The sequence below is a fragment of the Bradyrhizobium guangdongense genome (assembly GCF_004114975.1).
In the GTDB taxonomy this organism is placed as follows: Bacteria; Pseudomonadota; Alphaproteobacteria; order Rhizobiales; family Xanthobacteraceae; genus Bradyrhizobium; species Bradyrhizobium guangdongense.
In genome coordinates, this window is the sequence record NZ_CP030051.1 from 5,618,170 (window position 1) to 5,639,438 (window position 21,269).

Genomic DNA, 21,269 nt, shown 5'->3' on the forward strand with positions numbered 1-21,269 from the left:
CTCCCGGCATTCGTCTTGTCGTCGCCACCATGCCACGGGCGGCCAAGTGAGACAAATCCGGGACTCGTCTTAGTTCAGGCCAGCGGATGGTGGCAAGCCGCGAACTGGCCTGACGTGACCTCGCGCAACTCCGGTATCTCCGCGCTGCATCGCTGGTCCGCCCGCGGGCAGCGGGTGCGGAAGCGGCAGCCGGAGGGCGGCGCAATCGGCGACGGCGGCTCGCCGGTTGCCACACTCTCGGCGGGACGCACATCCGGATCAGGCACCGGAATCGCCTGCAGCAGCAGCGCCGTATAGGGATGCGCGGGTCTCGCGAACAATTGCTCCGATGGCCCGACCTCGCAGAGCCGGCCGAGATACATCACCGCGACGCGGTCGCTCACGGCTTTGACGACCGCGAGGTCATGCGCGATGAACAGCAGCGTCAGGCCGAACCGCGCCTTCATCTCCTCCAGCAGATTCAGGATCTGCGCGCGAATGGAGACGTCGAGCGCCGAGACCGGCTCGTCGCAGACGATGAATTCGGGATTGAGTACCAGCGATCGCGCGATCGAAATGCGCTGGCACTGGCCGCCGGAGAATTCGTGCGGCAGGCGGTTCGCCACGAGTTCGGGATCGAGCCCGACAGCGGCGAGCACGTCGTGAACCCTGCGCCTGCGCTCGGCGGCGTCCTTGACACCGGCGATGATCAGCGGTTCGGCGACGATGTCGCCGATGCGCCGGCGCGGATTGAGCGAGGCGATCGGATCCTGGAAGATGAGCTGCACGCGGCGGCGCATCTTGCGCAGCGCCTCGCCCTCCATCGCGGTGAGGTCCTCGCCGTCGAACAGCACGCGGCCGGACTTGGCGCGGCGCAATTGCAGCACGGCGCGCCCCAGCGTCGACTTGCCGCAGCCGGATTCACCGACCAGCCCCAGCGTCTCGCCCCGCGCGACATGAAGGCTGACGCCGGAGACGGCATGCACGGTCTTGTTGCCGAGCCCATATTCGACGACGAGATTGTCGACGTTCAGGAGCGGCTCGTCGCGCACGGCCAGCTGCATCATGCGCCGATCCTTTCCGCCATCTGGATCGGGTGGAAGCAGGCATAGAGATGATCGGCCGTCTCGGCGCTCATCAGGCCCGGCTTGGCCTCACGACAGCGGCTGGTGGCATAGCGGCAGCGCGGCGCGAAGGAGCAGCCCTTCAGCGGCCGGGTCGGATCGGGCGGCCGGCCGGAAATCGCCGGCAACGGCGTATGCGGCGCGGTCTCCAGCTTCGGAATCGCCGCCAGCAGCGCTTCCGTGTAAGGCATATGCATGCGTTTGAACAACGCCTGCGTCGGCGCGCGCTCCACCACCCTGCCCGCATACATCACCGCGACCTCGTCGGCGCGGCCGGCGACGACGCCGAGATCGTGCGTGATGATGATCATCGCCATATGGCGGCGGCGCTGCTCGCGCGCCAGCAGATCGAGGATCTGCGCCTGGATGGTGACGTCGAGCGCCGTGGTCGGCTCGTCCGCGATCAGCAGTTTCGGCTCGCAGGACAGCGCGATCGCGATCGCGATGCGCTGGCGCATGCCGCCGGAGCATTGATGGGGATATTGCGCGAGCCGCTGCTCCGGCGCCGGGATGCCGACGGCGGCGAGCAGCTCGATGCTGCGCTTGCGCGCGGCGGGCGCCTCTAGCTCGAGATGCTCCTGAATCGTCTCCATCAGCTGAGTGCCGATGGTAAGCACCGGATTGAGCGAAGTCATGGGGTCCTGGAACACCACCGCGAGGTCGCGCGCGCGGAGGCGGCGCAGGCTTTCAGGGGCGAGCCGGACCAGATCCTGACCGTCGAACGTGACGCGCCCCGTGAGCTTCGCCTTCCTCGGCAGCAGCTGAAGGACCGCGCGCGACAGCATGGTCTTGCCGCAGCCAGATTCACCGACGATTCCGAGCGTGCGGCCCGCCTCCAGCGACAGATCCACATGGTCCACGGCGCGCAAGATACCGCGCGGGGTCGGCAACTCGACCGCGACGTCCTCGATCGTCAGGAGCTGTGTGCTCACAGCGCCCCCTGACGCGGGTCGGTCAGCGCCCGCATGGTGTCGCCGACGAGGTTGAACGCCAGCACGGTGAGGAACAATCCGGCCGCCGGCAGGAAGGCGAGCCGCGGCGCGACGTCGAGGCTGTCGCGCCCCTCGCCGATCATGCTGCCCCAGCTCGCCATCGGCGGCGGCACGCCTAGGCCGAGAAAGGACAACGCCCCCTCGACCACGATGGTGACGGCGACACCGAGCAGGAAGAAGGCGAGCAGCGGCAGGATCACGTTCGGCAGCAGCTCGCGCAGCAGAATGCGCGCATGGCTGGCACCCAGTGCCTCGGCCGCGATCACGAATTCGCGCCGCGCCAGAGACAGCGTCGCTGCGCGCGCGACCCGCATGAAGGCGGGAATGCCGAGCACGCCGAGGATGACGGTGAGATTGGGAATGGACTGGCCGAGATAGGCTGTGACCGCGAGCGCGAAGATCAGCGGCGGAAACGCCAGCAGCACGTCCATGCTGCCGACCACCAGCGTTTCGAACCTCCCGCGGAAATAGCCGGCGAGCAGACCGAGCGCACCGCCGATGCCGAGGCCGATCAATGGGGCGATCAGCCCGACTGTCAGCGAGACGCGCGCGCCAAAGATCAGCCGGGCCAGTTCGTCGCGGCCGAGACCGTCGGTGCCAAGCCAGTGCTCGCTGGAAAAGGCGGCGCGCCGCTCCAGCATGTCCATGTCGACGGGATTTTGCAGCGGCAGCAGAGGCGCAAGAATCGCAAGCGCGAGGATGATGGCGAGCCAAAGGCTCGCGATCCAGAACAACAGCCCGAGCTTGCGCTTGCGCCTGACCGGCGCGGCTGTCACCTCGTCCTGCATCGAGAGCTCAAGCGTGGCCATGACGGATCCTCGGATCGAGCACGGCATAGAGCATGTCGACGATGAAGTTCACGAGCACGAAGCCGCAGGCGACGAGCAGCACCACACCCTGGAGGATGACGAGGTCACGGGTATAGATCGCCCCGACCAGCAGCCGGCCGATGCCGGGCAGCGCGAAGATCGATTCCACGATCAAGGTGCCGCCGAGCAGGCGACCGATGTTGATGCCCGTCACCGTCACCAGCGTCAGCGACGACGGCTTGAGCGCATGGACGAACAGGATGCGCGATGGCTTCAGGCCCTTGGCCTTCGCGAGCGCGATATAGTCCTCCTGCAAGGTCGCGATCATGTCGGAGCGCAGCACGCGCATGATTCCAGGCCATTCCGCCAGCGCCAGCGTCAGCGCCGGGAGCACGAAGAAGCGCAAGTTCGCGAGCGGCTCTTCGGTGAACGGGACATAGCCGGTCGCCGGCAACCAGTGCAGCTCGACCGCGAACAGATAGATCAGGAGGATCGCCACCAGGAAGGACGGCATCGACAGCATCGCAAAGGCGCTGCCGGTCATGAAGCGATCGAATGCGCCGCCGGCGCGCGCGGCGCAGGCGATCGCGATCGGCACGCCGATCAGGAGCCCGACGAACTCCGCCATCAGCATCAATTCGAGCGAGACCGGAATGCGCTCGGAGACCGCCTGCAGCACCGTCTGCCCGGTGCGGAACGAGCGGCCGAGGTCGCCTTGGAGGACGTGCCCGAGCCAGCTCAGGTAACGCCACCATAGCGGCTGGTCGAGCCCCATGTCATGGCGGAGCGCCGCGACGTTCTCCGGCGTCGCCTGATCGCCGAGGATGACCATGGCAAGATCACCCGGCAGCAGCGAGGCGATCAGGAAGGTGAGCAGCGAGACGGCGAGCAGCACCGGCAGGATCGCCAGCAGCCGCCGCACGATGAAGTTCAGCATCACCAGGTCATTCCAGCCAGGCGTCGGAGACGTCGATCACGCTGTTGTAGATTTTCGGAAAGCCTTTCAGCTTCGCGCTCGACAGCGCGTAATAGGTGTTCTGGAACGTCCAGAACCAGATCGCTTCCTTGTTGATGAGCCGGCTGATGGCGCAATAATCCTCGGTGCGCTGGCCGACATCGGCGGTGACGCGCGCATGGTCGAGCAGCCGGTCGAGCTCCGGATCGGAGAAGCCGGCGAGCGCGAGCGGGCTGCCGGTATGGAAGTTCGCGTACATCTGCGGATCGGGATCGGCGAGATCGACGATACGCCACGGCGTCAGCTGGAATTGGCGCGTGAAAGCGCGCGAGGGAATGGTCGCCTGATCGACCTGCTCGATCTCCATGTTGGCGCCGACGCGCTTCCAGAATTGCTGCAGCACCTGGCCGATCATGCGGCCGCGGGGCGTCGCGGTGACCAGCATCCTGAACTCGACCGGCTTGCCGTAGTCCTTGATCAGCGCCTTGGCCTTCTCGACATCGTAAGGCAGCGCGCCATCGTCCTTGCACTTGACCCAGGACCCATCGCCGTAAGGATTGCTCGCGGGCCGGCTCAGGCCGTTGCTGATTGCCTGCGACATTTTGGGCCGGTCGATCGCCATCACCAGCGCCTGGCGCACGCGGACGTCGTCGAACGGCGCCACCTTGGTGTTGAAGGCGTAGACCTGCGCACCCGAGCCCTTGTAGGTGTGTACGGTGAGCTTAGAGTCCTTCTGCGCCTTCATGATGTTGTCGGCGTCGTTTTCGTCGTCCCAGATAATGTCGGCCTCGCCCGATTGCAGCGAGGCGAAGCGTGACTGCGCATCGGGCAGCGGCTTCAGAACGATGCGGTCGAGGTACGGACGGCTCTTGTCCCAATAATTGGGATTCTTCTCCAGCACCATGCGGTCGCCGGCGGTCCATGATTTCAGGATATAGGGACCGGTGCCGACCGGGTTGCGGTTGTAGTCGTCGCCCTTGGTCTTCCACGCCGTCGGAGAGTGTACGACGTTGTTTTGGCTCTGGATGGTGATCGTCGCCGGCAGGTTCACCGAGGGGTCGGTGAGATGATAGACCACGGTGTATTCGTCGGGCGCCAGCACCTCCTTGACGTTGGTGATGTAGAAGGCGCAACGGCACTTGTTGGCCGGGTCCTTCTGCCGGTCGAAATTGTCCTTGAAGGCCTGCGCATTGAACGGCGTGCCGTCATGGAATGTCACGCCCTTGCGCAGCTTGAAGGTCCAGGTCTTGTAATCGTCGGAATGGGTCCAGGACTCCGCGAGCTTCGGCGCCGCCTCGCCCTTGTCATCGAGCGTGACGAGCGTGTCGAAGATCGCGGCCGCCGCGGTGAAGGTGGAGGTATCGTAGACGCCGACCTTGAGCGGATCGAAGCCCGGAATGTCCAGCTCCTGGCCGACGGTGATGCTGCCGCCGGCCTTCTGCGCCGACGCCGGACCGGCCAGCGGGACGATCGCAAATGCCGCAACAAGGAAAATCGGCGCGTGCCTGCGCGCCGCAGCAGCAATCCTGGTCATGGTTCCTCCCGGGATCCTCGTCCGATGTTTCGGATCGTTGAATGACTCGGAGGCGAGATTGGCGACAAATGCGCGCGACGGCAAGGGGAACGCGCGAGCGATCAGTTGCCGCATGCGGCGGCGCAATGTTGCTCGGCGCGTCGCGGATGTTTTGCCTGTCGGAATTGACGCATCATTCGCGAAGGCCGATCTCCTCGCGCAGCGCATCCGTATGCTCGCCGAGCACGGCGATCGTCCTACCCGGCGTGGTGTCGGCACCCGACATCCGGAACGGCAGATTGAGCACCTGAAACGAGCCGCCTCCGTCCTGCACGGACGAGAGCGCTTGCCGGTGCGCGAGCTGCGGATCGGCCAGCGCCTCTGACACGGTGCGATAGGCCGAAGCCGGCACGCCGGCGGCGCCGAGCGCTGCGAGACACGCGTCGGTTGCGAGCTGCCGCGACCAGGCTTCGACGCCATCCATCACCTCTGCCCAGTTCTCGCGTCGCGTGGCATAGGTCGAGAAGCGAGGGTCAGAGATCCATTCGGGGCGGCCGATCACGCCCATCAGGGCCTGAAACGTCTTCTCGCTGGCGACCGTGATCATCACATAGCCGTTCGCCGTCTCGGTCGGCCCGAACATCGGGCGCGGCGGCGGCTTTACGGCAAATTGCGCGCCCTGCAATTCGGTCAAGGTCAGCGACAGCATCGATTCCAGCATGGAGACATCGATGTGCTGGCCGAGCCCGGTCACGCTGCGCTGATAGAGCGCGGAGGCGATCGCGCCGAAGCCGTAGGTGCCGGTGACGACGTCGGCATGATAGATGCCGCAATAGTCGGGCCTGTTGCGGCCGGGCTGATAGGCAAGATGCGCCATATCGTAGCCGGAGGCGGCATGGATTACCGGCGCGTAGGCCGGCAGCTCGGCCGAGGGGCCGGTCTGGCCGTAGCCGGAGATCGAGCAATAGATCAGCCTGGGATTGACCGGGCGCAGGCTGTCGCAGTCGAGCCGCAGCCGGCGCATCACGCCGGGACGAAAATTCTCGACCAGGATGTCCGACGTGGCGACCAGCCGGCGGACCACCTCGCGCCCGTCCTCGGACTTGAGGTCGAGCACCACGCTCTTCTTGCCGACATTGAGCTGGCCGAACACGGTGCTGCAGCCCTTGCGCAACGGTGGCCGGGTGCGCATCGTCTCGCCGCCGTCGGTCTCGATCTTGATGACCTCGGCGCCCATGTCGGCCAGCATCCGCGCGCAATGGGGCCCGGCGATGGTGGTCGAAAAATCCAGCACCCTGAGGCCCGCGAAGGCCTTTGTCGTCATCCCCTCATGCTTATCTGCTAGCTGCATCCCCATGCCCCTTTGGAACCTTCATTGTTCTCTCTTGTTGATGCGGCGACCCTAGAGGGCGGCGGCTGAGTAGGAAAGTCTTTACCGATCAGACGCGCCGCGTTGGGGGGCTGGAGAATTTCCGGAGCAACTGGACCCGTTCTTGCATAGCAGCAAACGGGATCGGATGAGGGCAGCTGTTCTTGAGGGTCTTGTTCGTCACGACAGAGATGGACGACTTCGTCCGCGTCGGTGGACTCGGCGCCGTGTCCGCGGCCTTGCCTCGTGCGCTCCGTCCCTTCGCCGATATCCGGATCATGCTGCCCGGCTATCGCGACATCATCGAGCAACTCACGCATATTCAGATCGTTGGCCGCTGCCCGGCATTCGCGGAAATGCCGGCCTGCTCGCTGGGCCGGGCCGCGACCAAGGACGGAATGCCTGTTTATGTGCTGTTGTGCTCGCAGCTCTACGACCGGCCCGGCAACCCCTATGGCGACGAGTCCGGGCGCGACTGGCCTGATAACGACATCCGCTTCGCGCGGTTTGCTTCGGCGGCCGCTGAGCTGGCCATGGGCATGCTGGACAAGAATTGGGCAGCAGACCTGATCCATGCCAATGACTGGCAGGCCTCGCTCGTGCCGGCCTATCTCGCCTGGCGCGGCGCCAAGCTGCCGTCGATCCTGACGATCCACAACCTTGCCTATCAGGGTCTCTTCCCGAAGGAGTCGTTGCGGCGGATCGGCGTCCCCGAAAGCTCCTTCCACATCGACGGCGTCGAGTTCTACGACCAGCTCTCCTTCCTGAAGGCGGGGCTGGTCTATGCCTCCCACCTCACCACCGTCAGCGGCACCTATGCGCGCGAGATCACGACCGAGGAATTCGGCTGCGGCCTCGAAGGCCTGCTGCGCGTCCGCTCCGAGGCGTCCGAGCTCACCGGCATCCTCAACGGCATCGACGAGAGCTGGGACCCGCGCTATTGCGCCCAGCTCGCGCAACAATTCGGGGCCGGCGACTGGGTCGGCAAGAAAGCCAATGCGGATTACGTGCGCAAGCAGTTCGGGCTTGCCGTCTCGCGCGGGCCGATGTTTGCGATCGTCGCACGGCTCGTGCATCAGAAGGGCATCGACCTCGTGCTGTCGGCCGCCGACGAGATCGTCGACGCCGGCGGGCAGATCGTGGTCACCGGCTCCGGCGAGCCCGCGCTCGAGCAGGCGCTGATCGACGCGCATCGCCGCCGCCCCGACGCCATCGGCGTCACCATCGGCTTCAACGACGCCCAGGCGCGGCGCATTTTCGCCGGCAGCGATTTCACCTTGATGCCCTCCCGCTTCGAGCCCTGCGGGCTCAGCCAGATGTACGCCCAGCGCTTCGGCTCGCTGCCGATCGGGCACCAGACCGGCGGCCTTGCCGAAACCATCAGCGACGGCGAGACCGGCTTCCTGTTCTCGAGACCGTCGCACGAATCTTTCCTCGGCGGCGTCCGCCGTGCCTTCGAGGCGTTCATGGCCCACGACCAGCTCGACACCATGCGCCGCAGCGCCATGGGCCGGTCATTCTCCTGGAGCATCTCGGCGGGAAGTTACAGCAAGCTGTACCGGAAGCTGGCGGCGGCGTGAGCTGCGCGTTCTCTCATGCCCCGGACGCAGCGCAGCGTCTCTTCGACGGTGCGCTGCTGAGCCGGGGCCCATGTCGCACCGGATTTCGCGGCTCCTGGATCCCGGCTCTGCGCCGCAACGCTCACGCGTTGCAGCTTGTCCGGGACACGGAGATCATTCCTCACCCCTTCCCGCGCACGTCCATTTGCGGGCGACCAATCCAGGCGCGGTTGAGGCAGCGGGTCATCCAGTCCGGCTGCGGCTCGCCGCGCAAGCGCGCCTGCGCTTCCTGGTAGGGACCGACATAGCGCAGCCGGTCGGGCAGTTTCGGATAAACGCGCGTGATCCACCGCAGGGCGTTCTGCGCAGATTTCTTGTCGCGCGCGTCGAGCTCAAGACCGAACCCTAAGCGCAGGCGCTCCGGCAGCAGGCTTGCCGTGAGCGCGCGGTACCATCGCGGCGGCCGCAGCCACGGACGTGCGCCACCGAAAATCTGCGCCGCGATCTCGCGCGCGGCCGGGCTCACGGTGAGCGTCTCCGACTGCACCATCGCGGCCATGTAGGCCGCAAAGCCGGACCAGTCGGCCGGCAGGTCATCCGCCGTCAGTCCGAACAGCGCGCCGAACGTCCGGCTTTCGGTCCAGTAGCGCTCGCGCTCCGCCACCGAGAACGGCGGCAGAACCAGATCGTGCGCCATCAACGCGGTCTCGACCAGCGTGGCATGAACCCAGCGCAGCGACGGGATGTCGTTGGCACAGTAACGCGAGCCGGCCGCGAACGGACCGACGGTCTCCGGCATCTCGCCGACGATCATGCTGTGGCGCCGGTGCAGTTGCCGCGATGACGACAGCGCCCGGTCGAGCGAGCCGAACACCATGGCAAAGACGATGTCGAAGGTGCGATGGAAGCGCCCGATCGGATCGGCAAGAGTCCTGGAATGTTCGGCGATCGCGGCCGCGACCCAGGGATGCGCGAGCTGCAGCAGCAGCGCCCGGCCGGCGCCGAGGAAGATGACGGCCTCCCGGTCGATCCGCCAGGTCACCGTGTCAGGACCGAACACGCCCGCGATCGGTCCCGCCGCGCAAGCGCGGACCTGATCGAGAGCTATCTCCAGCTCGTTCCCGGATACCACCTGCAGGGACCTCATCGACTGCGGCTTGCTACGATCCGCAACGCCTGTGGCAATTCGATGAAGCGAGCGTCGGCCTGAGGCGCTATTCCGCGGCCATCGGCATGTCGTCCAGATGCTCGTGCAGCACCACGCCCGACAGCGGATCGAATTCGCCGACCCACGGCGCGCGCGCCAGCACCGAGCGGGTATGTGCATAGCCCGCGTCCCAACGCTGCATGATCCCGGACGGGCTGAAGTCGATGTCCTTGGTGTGGCTTTCGCGATCGAGCTGAGGGGCGAGCAGCCGCACCACATGCATCCGGGTCGGACAGCCATAGCTGGTCAATTCCCTCACGGCGGGATCGGCGCGCTCGCTTTCGGACAGACGCCCGGCGAGCTGGTTGATGACGTGGCGCAGACGATGGGCCTGCTGCTGCCGGACGATCTGGCTCGCGATGCGGCTGGAGTACTGCACGTCCTTGTGACGGTTCAGCACCTCCGCCATCGTGGTCGGCTCGGTGCCGACGGGATTCCACAGATGCACCGCGAAGATCAGCGAATCCTTGCGCGGGTTGTCGTCAAAGACCGCCTCGGTCGGCGTGTTCGACAGGATGCCGCCGTCCCAATAGAGCTCGCCATCGATCCGCACCGCGGGGAATGCCGGCGGAAGCGCGCCCGATGCCATGATGTGCTTCACCGTCAGCTCGCCGTCGCGGCTGTCGAAATAGCGCATCTGGCTGCTACGGACATGCGCCGCGCCGACCGTCAACCGCGGCGCGCAGCGATTGACCAGGCTGAAATCGACGAGCTCGCGGAGCGTCTTCTCCAGCGGCGCGGTCGAATAGAAGCCCGCGTGATCGGTTCCCAGCGGGTAGGAATCGCCGGCATGCGCCAGCGGATTGGGGCGGAAGAAGCCGGGAATGCCGTTGGTGACGGTCGACCAATAAGCCAGCTTGTCATTGAAGCCGGGAAACGCGCTGCGCAGATTCCAGACCGGGTTCTGCTCCATCCGCTTCCAGAATTCTTTCAGCCGCGCCAGCCGCTGTCCCGGCTCGTTGCCTGCAATGAGGCTTGCATTGATCGCGCCGATCGAGGTGCCGATGATCCAGTCCGGCTCGATGCCGGCCTCGTGCAGGGCCTGGTACACGCCAGCCTGGTAGGAGCCGAGGGCGCCGCCGCCCTGGAGGACCAGCACGACCTGGCCCGGCAGGTCCTTGCTCTTTGCGTTGTCCTGTGTGCCGTTCATGGTTCGCTCCTGATGGGCCTGCGTCGGTCGAATGTTCGCCGTCGGCCGCGACTTGTTACGCCGCTGCGAACGATCCCGTTTCATGTCAATGCGCGGTCCAACCACCATCGACGGGAAGCGCAATGCCGGTGATCGAGGCGGCCGCGTCCGTCGCCAGGAACACCGTGAGCGCGCCAAGCTCCTCGACCGTGGCGAAGCGCTTGTTCGGCTGCTGCGGGAGCAAGACATCACGGATCACCTGATCGCGGGAAATGCCGTGCGCGGTGGCCTGCCCGTCGATCTGCGCCTCGACCAGCGGCGTGTAGACGTAACCGGGGCAGATCGCGTTACAGGTGATGCCCTCTTCCGCGGTCTCCAGCGCCGTCACCTTGGTCAGGCCGACGATGCCGTGCTTGGCGGCGACATAGGCCGCCTTGAACGGCGAACCGACCAGGCCGTGCGCGGATGCGACATTGACGATGCGGCCAAAGCCGTTCCGGCGCATCGCCGTCAGTGCGAGCCGTGTCGTGTGAAAAGCCGACGACAGGTTGATCGCAAGGATCTGGTCCCATTTCTCGACCGGAAACTGGTCCAGCGGCGCGACATGCTGGATGCCCGCATTGTTGACGAGGATGTCGAGCCGGCCGGACTCGGCGATGGTGGCTGCGATCATCTCGGCGATCGATTTCGGCCTCGTCATGTCGGCCGGCGAATAGCTCGCCTTGACGCCGAATTCGGCAGCGATCTGCTCGCGCGTCCGGCCGATTTCGCTGACGACACCAAGGCCATTGAGCACAATGTCGGCGCCGGCGGCAGCCAGCGCCCGCGCGATGCCGAGGCCGATTCCGCTGGTCGATCCGGTGATCAATGCCACCTTGCCGGCGAGCACGCGTGACGAAGCGGACGCCTGCGTCTTGATCGGGACATTCATGATCCAAACCTCTTCGGGGCAAACAGCCGGCGCGGGTCAGCGCCGTGGTCAGGCCGAAATGTGCCGGATCATCCAATCCTGTGAAAATGCCGGTTGGCTTCCGAGTCCATACGTCCGCGCTATCGCAGCCGGGATGTCATTCCCGGCGCCGATGGGCTAGATTTTCGTCGATCCTGCTGGGGAGCCGAACCATGGAAATGCATCAGGTCCGCTACTTCCTCGCCGTGGCGCAGCTCTTGAACTTCACGCGCGCCGCCGAGGAATGCAACGTGACGCAGCCGTCGCTGACGCGCGCGATCAAGCAGCTCGAGGCCGAGCTCGGCGGCGACCTGTTTCGCCGCGAGCGCCCGGCCGCCCAATTGACCGAGCTCGGCCAGCGCATGCATCCGCTGCTCAAGCAGTGCTATGACGCCGCCGCCGGCGCCCGTTCGCTTGCCTCCTCATTCAAGAGCGGCGAGATCGGTGCGCTGCGTATCGCGCTGACGCATTCGGTCGACCTTGCGTTGCTGATACCGCACCTCAACGAGATCAAACGACAGTTCAACCGGCTCGAATTCCGATTCCTGCGCGGCTCGAGCAGAGATGTCGGCGACTTCCTGAAGAAGGGGGAGGCGGAGCTCGGTATCGCGGCCGAGATCGACGAGGCCTGGGACCGGCTCGATACCTGGCCACTCTTCACCGAAGGCTTCGAGCTCGTCGTCAGCAGCGGACACCGGCTGGCCGGCCGCAGCAACATATCGGTGGAGGATTTGCGCTCCGAACAATTGCTGAGCCGGACCTTCTGCGAGCATTCCGGCCGCATCTCTGCCAGCCTGCGCGAGCATGGCATTGATCACGGCCACGAGATATCGAGCGAGCGCGATCTGATCGAGCTGGTCGAAGCCGACATCGGCGTTGCCATGGTCCCCCACACCTCGCCCGTGCCGGAAACGCTGACCCGCGCCGCGGTCACAGGGCTCGACGCCCGCCGCACCGTGAGCCTCTACGGTGTGGCTGGACGCCAGCGCACGGCGGTGGCCAATGCCGTGATGCGGATGCTGCGCGGCGCGGACTGGCGAGCGGTTGCCGGCTGAATTCGCTTGAGGAGCGTGCAGGTCGCGTCAGCGATCGGCGCTTGCGCTTTCGAGCGCTGCAAGCAGATCGTCGATCTCCATGCGCTTGCGGAAATCCGGATCGACGAAGCGGGCCTTGACGATGCCGTCGCGGCCGACCACGAACACGGCCGGGATCGGCAGCATCCAGCCGTCATTGCCGTGAAATTTCGCCATGTCTTGATAGGACAGCAAGTTCTGGATCTCGGCGCCGAGCCAGATCGCCAGATTCAACGACAGCGCGTAGCCGTTATCGAGATCGGTCAGGATCGGGAATGGCGCAGCGGAATCGACCTTGAGTTGCCGTGTATATTCCTGGGTTTCCGGCACGATGGCGACGATCCGCGCTCCCATGGCCTCGATGCGATCGAGCGCCTGAACCACGGCACGGACGTTGAGCCGGCAATAAGGACACCAGTGCCCACGGAAGAACATCACCGCGACCGGCCCATCCTCCAGGAGGGTCGGCAAGGTGACGAGACGTCCGCTTTCATCCGGCAGCATGAACGGCGGCATCGGATCTCCCGGACGAGGCGCTGTCTCGCCACCGCCGTTCCCACCCAATCGCGCCACCAGGCGATCGACCGCCTCGCCATAGGCCGGGAAGACCTCGCGGCTGGCATCGGCATAGGCGCGGAGCTGTTCGTTGAGCGTGCCATCCATGTCGCGACAGCGCTGGAAGGCGGCCCTGAGCCGCTCGGCATCGGCTGGCGAGAGAGACGTCATCTTCAGCTCCGGCATTCTTGAGACGAATACTAGTTTCCCGTTCCGGCCGCCCGCAAGGGGCGGCCGCGACTCGGGGCCGATCAGTTGACGTAGAAATTGCCTGTCGGATCCAGCCGGCCCGGCGTGTAGTACAGCGAACCGTTGTCCATGAAGAAGACGGTGTTTTCGGGCACCTTCTTGGCGTTCTTCATCATCGCCTCGTGGTTCTTCTCGGCCGGGGCCATCGCCATCGCCGACATCTTGCCGGGCCCACCATAGACATAGGCCATTCCGGCCTTGAAGTCCCAGGCCGCCTCCGAGAAGGCCGACGTGGCGATCACCGCGAAAGCTGCGGTGGCGATCATGGTCTTGGACAATTTCGTCATGGAATGCTCCTCCGGATTGACGTGAACGCCCGCCGATCGGGCGTGGGCCCATCCGACACCGGCTAGGTCGAAAGCGGAAATGCCGATGCCCAATCGGTTCGATAGCCGCCACGCATCAACATAGCGCTCGGCTATCGCATCGAGAGCAAGCCGGCATTTCAGGAGCGACGCAGCTTTCGCGACACTGCTGGCATAGCCGGCAACCAGCGGGGTTGCGGCCAACACAGGAGACCTCCCATGTCCACGAGCCACACATTGTCGCGCCTGATCTGGCCCGGCCTTGCCATCGTCGGCGCACTCTCGGCGCAGCCCGTGTTCGCCGGCGAATGTCCGGCCGACAAGATCAAGCCGAACGCACAGCAGATGGTCGACTACAAGCCGGTGGGCGTCACCGACGTCACGCTTGGCGCGATCGACCTCGGCAAGCAGCCGGCGCATCTCGAAGGCCGCGAGCTGCGTTTCCGCAAGCTCACCATCGCGCCCGGCGGCATCGTGCCCTGGCACAGCCATGACGATCGCCCTGCCCTGATCTTCGTGCAGCAAGGCGAAATCGTCGAATACGCCTCCAACTGCGTCGATCCGATCGTGCACAAGGCGGGCGACCTTCGCCCGGAAGTGTTTGGCACCTCGCATTGGTGGAAGAACCTCGGCAAGGAGACGGTCGTTCTCTATGTCGGCGACGTCCGCAAGGATCCGCACGATCACAACATGTGACGAGCACGCCGGCCCCGCTTGCTCGTGACGTGGCGCCCGGATGCCTTTCCCCCGCAAGCCGGGTGCCTCTCACTCTTAATAGGAGATGTCGGCTCATGACTGATCTGTCCGCACATATGAAGCCGTCTGCGATGGCGATGCATTCGCCCGGGCAGGCGCTTCGCTCGCTCGTGATCGGGCTGACCGCATTCCTGACTGTCGTCGATCTGTTCGCGACGCAGGCGATCCTGCCCTCGCTGACGCGCCATTACGGCGTCACGCCCGCGGCGATGGGCTTCGCCGTCAATGCCAGCACGTTCGGCATGGCGGTCGCCGGGCTTGTCGTGGGTCTCTTCAGCCCACACATCAATCGCCGCACCGGCATTCTGCTTAGCCTGATGCTTCTGGCGATCCCGACCAGCCTGCTCGCGGTCGCGCCTAATCTTGCTGTGTTCACCGCGCTCCGGGTCGTCCAAGGGCTCTGCATGGCCTCTGCCTTCGCATTGACCCTCGCCTATCTCGGCGAGCAATGCAGCGCGATGGACGCGGGCGCCGCGTTTGCCGCTTACATTACCGGGAACGTCGCCAGCAACCTGGTCGGGCGGCTGATCTCGGCCGCGGTCGCCGATCGCTTCGGGCTTGCCTGGAATTTCTACTTCTTTGCGGCCCTCAATCTTGCCGGTGCCGCGCTGGTCTACTTCAACATCAAGCGTGTCCAGCCGATGGCCACGACGAGGCTGATAGAAGCGCCGTTTGCCGCCATGGTCGCGCATTGGCGCGATCCGCGGCTGCGGGCGGCTTTCGGCATCGGCTTCTGCATCCTGTTCGCCTTTATCGGCACCTTCACATTCGTCAACTTCGTGCTAGTCCGGCCGCCGCTGTCGCTCGGCATGATGGACCTGGGGCTGATCTATTTCGTCTTCCTGCCATCAATCGTGACGACGTTGCTGGCCGGACGGGTCGTATCGCGCCTCGGGATACGTCCGACAATCTGGTGCGCGCTCGCCGTTGCTGGCGTCGGCCTGCCGCTCATGCTCACGCCGCATCTCGGCGAGGTGCTCGCCGGCATGGTCCTGGTCGGCGTAGGCACCTTTTTCGCGCAGGCCGCCGCCACCGGTTTCGTCGGACAGGCGGCAGCCGACAATCGTGGCGTTGCCAGCGGCACCTATCTCGCCTGCTATTTCTGCGGCGGGCTCGTCGGCACAGCCGTGCTCGGCCGCTTGTTCGACGGCTTCGGCTGGCATGCGTGCGTTGCCGGGATCGCGCTCGCCCTCGCGGCCGCGGCCCTGCTCACCTTCGCGTTGAAGCGCTAGCGCTTCGCGGGCACTTCCTGCGGCGGCGGGTCGTCGTCGGCAATCGCCCGCCAGGCCGCGCCGTCGAGATCGTCGTACTGGCCGCTGCGGAGCGACCAGAGGAAGGCGGCAAGGCCGGCGCCTCCGAGCAGCAGCGCCAGCGGCACCAGGTAAACCAGGATCTCCATCACACGATCTCCCGCGAGGCGCTGCGGGCACGCAGCGAATTGAGCATCACCACGATCGACGATCCGCTCATGGCGGCCGCCGCGATCAAGGGCGTGACGACGCCGCTGATCGCGATCGGCACGGCAAGCACATTATAGCCGATCGCAAGCCAGAGATTTTGCCGCATCAGATGCAGTGCCTTGCGCGCGGAATCGATCGCAGCGACGACCGGAGCCAGCGGCCGGCCGAGGAAGACGAGATCGGCGGTGGCCTGGCTGAGATGCGCAGCCGAGATCGGTGACATCGAGACATGGGCGGCCGCCAGCGACGGCGCGTCGTTCATGCCGTCGCCGACCATCAGCACCTTTGCACCGCGCTGCTTCAATTCCTCGATCCGCGCGATCTTGTCGGCCGGCGTGACGCCGGCGCGCCATTCGGCGACGTCGAGCGCGTGAGCCGCTGCGACCACCGCGGGTTCGCGGTCGCCGGAGAGGATCTCGATGCCGATATTGCGGGCCTTCAGCGCCGCGATCACCGCCTGCGCGTCCGGACGCAGGCCCTGGCGCACGGAGAGGATGAACTTATCCTCTCCCCTGCTGAAGGCCACGATGGACGCTTCGGGATCGAGACGGGTCGCGTCGGCGACCAGCGCCTCGGCGCCGCAGAAGGATGGACGGCCGAGGCGAAGCTCGACGCCGTCGGCCACGGCGCGCACGCCCTGCCCGGCCTCTTCGATCGCATTGAGGATCGGTGACTTTGCACCCGCGGCCTGCGCGACCGCGGCGGCGACCGGGTGATGGCTCGACAGTGCAAGGCGACCGGCGAGATCGAAAACATCGGCCGGGATGTCGGCGGCGTTGGTGACGTCGAGATCCGGCAACGTCAACGTGCCGGTCTTGTCGAAGATGACATGGTCGGCTTCGGCCAGCCGCTCGATGGCATCGCCGGAGTTGAGCAGCACGCCCGCCTTGAACATCGCGCCCGAGGCCACCGTCTGCACGGTCGGAATCGCAAGACCGAGCGCGCAGGGACAGGTGATGATCAAGACGGCAACGCCGGTGACAATAGCGTCATGCCAGCTCGCGCCCGCGATGACCCAGCCCAAAATGGTGATGAGCGCGGTCGCATGCACCACCGGCGCATAGAGCCGCGAAGCGCGGTCGGCGAGCCGCATGTAGCGCGAGCGCGCCTGGAGCGCGTTGTCGAGCAGCCGCGTGATCTCGGCAAGCAGCGTTGCTTCCGAAGCCGCCGAAACCCGTACCCGCAACGTGCCGGAGATGTTCATCGAGCCGGCATAGATGGGCGTGCCCTGCTCGGCCGTCACGTAGAGCGTCTCGCCGGTAATCAGGCTCTGGTCGATCTCGGAACGCCCCTCGATCACGCTTCCGTCGACCGCGCAGCGCTCGCCGGGCCTGAGCAGCACGATATCGCCGGGATGGATCGCGGCGACCGGCACCTGCGAGATTTCGTCGGGTCCAACGAATTTGGCCGCAGTCTCCGCCTTCAGCGCCGCAAGGTTGCCGGCAACAGCGCGGGTCCGCCGCCGCATGTTCTGGTCGAGGAAGCGGCCGACGAGCAGGAAGGTGAGCAGCATGATCGCCGCATCGAAATAGGCGTGCTCCGCATGATTGATGGTCTCGACCACGGACATGCCGAGCGCAAGGCACACGCCGATCGAAATCGGCACATCCATGTTGGTGGTCTTGTTCGACAGCGCGCGCCAGGCCGAACGGAAGAACGGCTGGCCGGCATAGGCCGCGGCCGGCAGTGCGATCAGCGCAGACAACCAGTGGAAGAAATCGCGCTGCTCCGGCAGCATGTCCGTGACGTTGCCCGACCACACCGGGATCGACAGCATCATCACGTTCATGGTGGCGAACGCGGCGACGCCGAGGCAGCGCAGCAGGAAGCGGGATTCCGCGACCTCGGTCGCTTCCGCGCTCTGGGTCTCGTAAGGGTAGGCCTTGTAGCCGAGTTCCTCGAGCCGATCGATGAAGCGAGCCGGATCGAGCGTACCCTCTTTCCATTCCAGCGCGACGCGCCGGTCGGTGAGGTTCACCCGCGCCAGCGTGACGTCGGGAATCGCCGACAGACCGCGCTCGATCTTGGCCATGCAGCCGGCGCAATGAACGCCCTCGACCGCCAGGTCGATATGCTGGACGCCTGCGCCCGCGGCGCGGACGTAGTGAGAGAAATCGCGCGTCACCTGCATGGCGTAAACCTCAGTTCAGGATCACGCGGTTGCGCGACAGGAACACGCGCTCGCCCTTGGCGTCACCCTCGATGACGAGATCCCACTGGCCCGGCGCGACGGAGGCGGCATTGCCGCGATAGACGCCGCTGCCCGCCTCGGCGAGCTCGACCGCAAGGTCGGCGCGCTTGTCGGTCGGCCGCTCGAGGCGCCCCTCGAATGTCAATCCGGTCACCGGTCGGTCCGCCGCGTCGCGGGCCTCGACCTGAAGCACGGCATTGCCGTCGGCGCGCCGCTCGATATGCGCACTGACCTTCCATTTGCGCGCCGCCTGATCCTGCGCCGCCGAGATCTCGCGGTCATAGACGAGGCCTGCGGCATAGGGGCTGTCAACCTCGGTGCCGGGCAGCGTCGCGATCGCGAGCTTCATCATGGTGACGTTGACGCCGATCACGACCCCGAAGAAGGCGACCAGCATCAGCAACACCTTGGTTCCGGTCAGCGGTTTGGCGGCCATTGCGATCTCCTGAACTTACGGCGCGACGAAATTGTCGGTGGTGGAGGCGACCACGCCGAGCCCGATATCGGTGACGTGGAAGCGGACCGGGATCGATTTCTCCGGATTATTGTCGGCCGGCGCGGTGACGAGCAGACGCAGCTCGCTGGTGGAGTCGCGCGGGATCACGATCATCGGCCTGTCCGGCGTCACCGAATCGACGCCGACGACGTGAATCGTGGGATTGACCGGACCGTCCGCATCGATCGCGATGACGCGATCATAACCGCTCTTGTTCAAGAGCCGCACCGTATAGGCGTTGCGGATCGAGCCGTCGCTGAGCTTGACCGCGAGCGGGTTGCGGTCGTGCAGCACGTTGACGTCGAGCAGGCTGCGGGTCGCGAGTGTATAGATCATGATGCCGCCGACCGCCGCTATGATCGCGCTGTAGACCACGGTGCGGGCGCGGACGAAGCGGTAGATCGGCGCCTTGCCTTCCTGGCGGCGGTGGATGTTGATGTCGTTGTCGTAGCCGATCAACCGCTTAGGCCGGCCGATCTTGCTCATTACGTTGTCGCAGGCGTCGATGCAGAGTCCGCACTGGATGCATTCGAGCTGCGGTCCGTTGCGGATGTCGATGCCGGTCGGGCAGACCGCGACGCATTGGTAGCAGTCGACGCAATCGCCGACCTGCTCGCCGAGCGCGCGCAGCTCCGCGGCCTTCTTGACCGAGGTGCGCTTCTCGCCGCGGTCGTAGCGGTAGGTGACGTTGAGCGCCCATTCGTCGGTGAGCGCGGCCTGGATGCGCGGCCAGGGGCACATGTAGGTGCAGACCTGCTCGCGCATATAGCCGGCGAGTAGATAGGTCGTCGCGGTGAGGATGCCGATCCAGGCATACGCGACCATCGGCGCCTGGAAGGTCAGGAGATCCTTCACCAGCGTCGGTGCATCGCTGAAATAGAGCACCCAGGCGCCGCCCGTCCACCACGCGATCATGAGCCAGATCGTATGCTTGGCGGCGATCTCCGAGACTCGCTTCAGCGTCAGTGAACCCGCCTGCTTGTCCTTGCGCATGCGCTCGCGGCGGTCACCCTCGACGAAGCGCTCGACGGCGTAGAACAGGTCGGTCCAGACCGTCTGCGGGCAGAGATAGCCGCACCAGATGCGGCCGCCGACCGAGTTCATCAGGAACAGCGCCACCGCGGCGACGATCAGAAGGCCGGTGAAGTAATAAACCTCCTGCGGCCACAGCTCGATGAAGAAGAAATAGAAGCGGCTGTTGGGCAGATCGATCAGCACCGCCTGGCTGGGGGCGCCAAGGCCGCGATTCCAGCGCACGAAGGGCAGGAAATAATAGACGCCGAGGCAGAACGCCATCAGGCCCCATTTGATGCGGCGGAAGGTACCGGAGACGCTCTGGGGATAGACCTTCTTGCGGGCGGCGTAGAGCGGCGCGTTGTCGTCAACCGGTGTGAGGTCTTTCGGATTTACGGCTTTGTTCATCGCTCAGCGCTTCCTGGAAGGTGCGATTGAACCTAGCCCCCGCGCCAACGAGGCCATTGATCCAACGCAAACGGGGGCGGATTTCTTCGCCCCCGCTGGAACCTGTTGTCCGCCGATCGACTATTTGCCGCCGCCCAGCGAGTGGACATAGACCGCCATCGCCTTGATGGTGGCGGGGTCGAGACGCCCTTCCCAGGCCGGCATGACACCGGCACGGCCGTTCGTGATGGTCTCGATCAAGACCGCCTCGTCGGAGCCGTAGAGCCAGATCTTGTCGGTCAGGTTGGGAGCGCCGAGCTCCTGGTTGCCCTTGCCGCCATCGCCATGGCAGGCGACGCAATTGTCCGCGAAGATCTTCTCGCCCTTTGCGGCGTCGTAGCCGTTGCGGGTCGGCAGGCCCGACAGCGAGCGCACGTAATTGGCCACCGTGACGATCTCGTCCGGCTTCAGCACGCCGTCCTTGCCGAAGGCCAGCATCTGGCCCTCGTGAGTCTTGGCGTGGCCGGAGCGCGCGCCGAACTGGATGGTCTGCATGATCTGGTCGAGCGTGCCGCCCCACAGCCAGTCGTCGTCGTTCAGGTTCGGGAAGCCCTTGGCGCCGGCCGCGCCGGAGCCGTGGCACGGCGCGCAATTGTCGCCGAACACGGTCTTGCCCTTGGCGCGGGCGAGCGCCAGCAAGGCCGGGTCCTTCTCGATGTCGGCGAGCGAAGCCGTGGCCAGCGCCGCCATCTTGTCACCCCGGATCTTCTCGAGATTGGCAAGCTCGACCGCGACGTCGGCGCGCGACGAGTAGCCGAACAGGCCCGTCGTGTTGCTCGAGATCAGCGGCCAGGCCGGATAGACGACCCAGTAGGCGATCGCCCAGACGATGGTCAGGTAGAAGCAGATCACCCACCAGCGCGGCAGCGGCGTGTTGAGCTCCTTGATGCCGTCCCATTCATGGCCGGTCGTGGCCCTGCCGGTGACGGAATCGATTTCGCTATGATGGTCGGTCATGATCTCTCACTCCTCCCGCAGGGGCAAGCTGGCCGCATCGTCGAACGCAGCCTTGTTGCGGGGCCAAAACGCGTAGGCGATGATCGCGAGAAAGATCGCGACGAAGACCGGCGTCCAGATCGTGGTCACGAGACCGGACGCTAGATTGTCGAGTGTCAGGATGGCTTTCATCGGTGATGCC

20 protein-coding genes and 1 pseudogene are annotated in these 21,269 nt (G+C 65.6%); 4 read left to right on the forward strand and 17 right to left on the reverse strand.

The window, feature by feature from the left end; translation table 11 throughout:
• Positions 1 to 74 precede the first annotated feature (74 nt).
• From X265_RS26840 to X265_RS26865, 6 genes and pseudogenes are all read right to left on the reverse strand, one after another.
• Positions 75 to 1,046: an ABC transporter ATP-binding protein gene (locus tag X265_RS26840; RefSeq protein WP_128967560.1), complete on the reverse strand. Its 972-nt coding sequence runs from the start codon at positions 1,044 to 1,046 to the stop codon at positions 75 to 77.
• On the reverse strand, positions 1,043 to 2,035 hold the full coding sequence (locus tag X265_RS26845; protein WP_128967561.1) for an ABC transporter ATP-binding protein: 993 nt from the start codon (positions 2,033 to 2,035) through the stop codon (positions 1,043 to 1,045). The genes X265_RS26840 and X265_RS26845 overlap by 4 nt, the downstream gene beginning before the upstream one ends.
• Positions 2,032 to 2,904 carry an ABC transporter permease gene (locus tag X265_RS26850; protein WP_128967562.1) on the reverse strand — a complete coding sequence of 291 codons (873 nt, stop codon included), beginning with the start codon at positions 2,902 to 2,904 and terminating at the stop codon, positions 2,032 to 2,034. The genes X265_RS26845 and X265_RS26850 overlap by 4 nt, the downstream gene beginning before the upstream one ends.
• Positions 2,891 to 3,841 carry an ABC transporter permease gene (locus tag X265_RS26855; RefSeq protein ID WP_128967563.1) on the reverse strand — a complete coding sequence of 317 codons (951 nt, stop codon included), beginning with the start codon at positions 3,839 to 3,841 and terminating at the stop codon, positions 2,891 to 2,893. The genes X265_RS26850 and X265_RS26855 overlap by 14 nt, the downstream gene beginning before the upstream one ends.
• A gap of 7 nt (positions 3,842 to 3,848) precedes the next feature.
• Positions 3,849 to 5,393, reverse strand: coding sequence for an ABC transporter substrate-binding protein (locus tag X265_RS26860; protein WP_128967564.1), 1,545 nt, complete (start codon positions 5,391 to 5,393; stop codon positions 3,849 to 3,851).
• 144 nt (positions 5,394 to 5,537) lie between these two features.
• Positions 5,538 to 6,723: pseudogene (locus X265_RS26865) on the reverse strand (CaiB/BaiF CoA transferase family protein); the annotation flags it as partial.
• Between the two features lie 182 nt (positions 6,724 to 6,905).
• On the opposite strand from X265_RS26865, the gene glgA reads away from it, so the two are divergent.
• The gene (glgA, locus tag X265_RS26870; RefSeq protein ID WP_128967566.1) at positions 6,906 to 8,321 is read left to right on the forward strand and encodes a glycogen synthase GlgA; all 1,416 of its coding nucleotides are present in this window, start codon (positions 6,906 to 6,908) and stop codon (positions 8,319 to 8,321) included.
• 160 nt (positions 8,322 to 8,481) lie between these two features.
• Here the strand turns inward: glgA and X265_RS26875 are convergent, their stop codons facing one another.
• The 3 genes from X265_RS26875 to X265_RS26885 form a co-directional block, all read right to left on the reverse strand.
• A complete protein-coding gene (locus X265_RS26875; protein WP_373291586.1) occupies positions 8,482 to 9,447 on the reverse strand; it encodes an oxygenase MpaB family protein in 966 nt (321 codons plus the stop codon).
• Between the two features lie 67 nt (positions 9,448 to 9,514).
• Positions 9,515 to 10,657, reverse strand: a complete 1,143-nt coding sequence (locus X265_RS26880; RefSeq protein ID WP_128967567.1) for a patatin-like phospholipase family protein — start codon at positions 10,655 to 10,657, stop codon at positions 9,515 to 9,517.
• A gap of 85 nt (positions 10,658 to 10,742) precedes the next feature.
• Complete coding sequence (locus tag X265_RS26885) at positions 10,743 to 11,567, reverse strand: 3-hydroxybutyrate dehydrogenase (protein WP_128967568.1); 825 nt, start codon at positions 11,565 to 11,567, stop codon at positions 10,743 to 10,745.
• Positions 11,568 to 11,758: 191 nt separating this feature from the next.
• On the opposite strand from X265_RS26885, the gene X265_RS26890 reads away from it, so the two are divergent.
• Positions 11,759 to 12,640 (forward strand): LysR family transcriptional regulator, encoded by an 882-nt coding sequence (locus X265_RS26890; protein WP_164938812.1) that lies wholly within the window; start codon positions 11,759 to 11,761, stop codon positions 12,638 to 12,640.
• Between the two features lie 27 nt (positions 12,641 to 12,667).
• Here X265_RS26890 and X265_RS26895 read toward each other — a convergent pair whose 3' ends face one another.
• Entirely contained in the window at positions 12,668 to 13,384 is a 717-nt protein-coding gene (locus X265_RS26895; protein WP_128967569.1) for a peroxiredoxin-like family protein, read from the reverse strand.
• Between the two features lie 80 nt (positions 13,385 to 13,464).
• Positions 13,465 to 13,749, reverse strand: coding sequence for a hypothetical protein (locus X265_RS42110; RefSeq protein ID WP_164939051.1), 285 nt, complete (start codon positions 13,747 to 13,749; stop codon positions 13,465 to 13,467).
• Between the two features lie 237 nt (positions 13,750 to 13,986).
• Between X265_RS42110 and X265_RS26905 the strand changes: the two genes are divergently transcribed.
• Positions 13,987 to 14,463, forward strand: coding sequence for a cupin domain-containing protein (locus tag X265_RS26905; protein ID WP_128967571.1), 477 nt, complete (start codon positions 13,987 to 13,989; stop codon positions 14,461 to 14,463).
• 95 nt (positions 14,464 to 14,558) lie between these two features.
• Entirely contained in the window at positions 14,559 to 15,755 is a 1,197-nt protein-coding gene (locus tag X265_RS26910; protein WP_128967572.1) for an MFS transporter, read from the forward strand.
• Here X265_RS26910 and ccoS read toward each other — a convergent pair.
• The 6 genes from ccoS to X265_RS26940 all read right to left on the reverse strand — a co-directional run bounded on the left by ccoS (position 15,752) and on the right by X265_RS26940 (position 21,259).
• Positions 15,752 to 15,922: a cbb3-type cytochrome oxidase assembly protein CcoS gene (gene ccoS, locus X265_RS26915; RefSeq protein WP_128967573.1), complete on the reverse strand. Its 171-nt coding sequence runs from the start codon at positions 15,920 to 15,922 to the stop codon at positions 15,752 to 15,754. The two genes, X265_RS26910 and ccoS, sit on opposite strands and share 4 nt — an antisense overlap.
• Entirely contained in the window at positions 15,922 to 18,114 is a 2,193-nt protein-coding gene (locus tag X265_RS26920) for a cation-translocating P-type ATPase (RefSeq protein ID WP_128967574.1), read from the reverse strand. Before X265_RS26920 ends, ccoS begins: the two co-directional genes overlap by 1 nt.
• Before the next feature lie 10 nt (positions 18,115 to 18,124).
• On the reverse strand, positions 18,125 to 18,610 hold the full coding sequence (locus tag X265_RS26925) for a FixH family protein (RefSeq protein ID WP_128967575.1): 486 nt from the start codon (positions 18,608 to 18,610) through the stop codon (positions 18,125 to 18,127).
• 15 nt (positions 18,611 to 18,625) lie between these two features.
• Positions 18,626 to 20,092: a cytochrome c oxidase accessory protein CcoG gene (ccoG, locus tag X265_RS26930; RefSeq protein ID WP_128967576.1), complete on the reverse strand. Its 1,467-nt coding sequence runs from the start codon at positions 20,090 to 20,092 to the stop codon at positions 18,626 to 18,628.
• Positions 20,093 to 20,212: 120 nt separating this feature from the next.
• Complete coding sequence (gene ccoP, locus X265_RS26935; protein WP_128967577.1) at positions 20,213 to 21,088, reverse strand: cytochrome-c oxidase, cbb3-type subunit III; 876 nt, start codon at positions 21,086 to 21,088, stop codon at positions 20,213 to 20,215.
• Between the two features lie 6 nt (positions 21,089 to 21,094).
• Entirely contained in the window at positions 21,095 to 21,259 is a 165-nt protein-coding gene (locus tag X265_RS26940) for a cbb3-type cytochrome oxidase subunit 3 (protein WP_092295718.1), read from the reverse strand.
• Positions 21,260 to 21,269: the final 10 nt, after the last annotated feature.

Coding starts and splice junctions, on each gene's coding strand:
- X265_RS26840 (WP_128967560.1), bottom strand. CDS start 1,046: ATGATGCAGCTGGCCGTGCGCGACGAGCCGCTCCTGAACGTCGACAAT.
- X265_RS26850 (WP_128967562.1), bottom strand. CDS start 2,904: ATGGCCACGCTTGAGCTCTCGATGCAGGACGAGGTGACAGCCGCGCCG.
- X265_RS26855 (WP_128967563.1), bottom strand. CDS start 3,841: ATGCTGAACTTCATCGTGCGGCGGCTGCTGGCGATCCTGCCGGTGCTG.
- X265_RS26860 (WP_128967564.1), bottom strand. CDS start 5,393: ATGACCAGGATTGCTGCTGCGGCGCGCAGGCACGCGCCGATTTTCCTT.
- X265_RS26875 (WP_373291586.1), bottom strand. CDS start 9,447: ATGAGGTCCCTGCAGGTGGTATCCGGGAACGAGCTGGAGATAGCTCTC.
- X265_RS26880 (WP_128967567.1), bottom strand. CDS start 10,657: ATGAACGGCACACAGGACAACGCAAAGAGCAAGGACCTGCCGGGCCAG.
- X265_RS26885 (WP_128967568.1), bottom strand. CDS start 11,567: ATGAATGTCCCGATCAAGACGCAGGCGTCCGCTTCGTCACGCGTGCTC.
- X265_RS26890 (WP_164938812.1), top strand. CDS start 11,759: ATGGAAATGCATCAGGTCCGCTACTTCCTCGCCGTGGCGCAGCTCTTG.
- X265_RS26895 (WP_128967569.1), bottom strand. CDS start 13,384: ATGACGTCTCTCTCGCCAGCCGATGCCGAGCGGCTCAGGGCCGCCTTC.
- X265_RS42110 (WP_164939051.1), bottom strand. CDS start 13,749: ATGACGAAATTGTCCAAGACCATGATCGCCACCGCAGCTTTCGCGGTG.
- X265_RS26905 (WP_128967571.1), top strand. CDS start 13,987: ATGTCCACGAGCCACACATTGTCGCGCCTGATCTGGCCCGGCCTTGCC.
- X265_RS26910 (WP_128967572.1), top strand. CDS start 14,559: ATGACTGATCTGTCCGCACATATGAAGCCGTCTGCGATGGCGATGCAT.
- ccoS (WP_128967573.1), bottom strand. CDS start 15,922: ATGGAGATCCTGGTTTACCTGGTGCCGCTGGCGCTGCTGCTCGGAGGC.
- X265_RS26920 (WP_128967574.1), bottom strand. CDS start 18,114: ATGCAGGTGACGCGCGATTTCTCTCACTACGTCCGCGCCGCGGGCGCA.
- X265_RS26925 (WP_128967575.1), bottom strand. CDS start 18,610: ATGGCCGCCAAACCGCTGACCGGAACCAAGGTGTTGCTGATGCTGGTC.
- ccoG (WP_128967576.1), bottom strand. CDS start 20,092: ATGAACAAAGCCGTAAATCCGAAAGACCTCACACCGGTTGACGACAAC.
- ccoP (WP_128967577.1), bottom strand. CDS start 21,088: ATGACCGACCATCATAGCGAAATCGATTCCGTCACCGGCAGGGCCACG.
- X265_RS26940 (WP_092295718.1), bottom strand. CDS start 21,259: ATGAAAGCCATCCTGACACTCGACAATCTAGCGTCCGGTCTCGTGACC.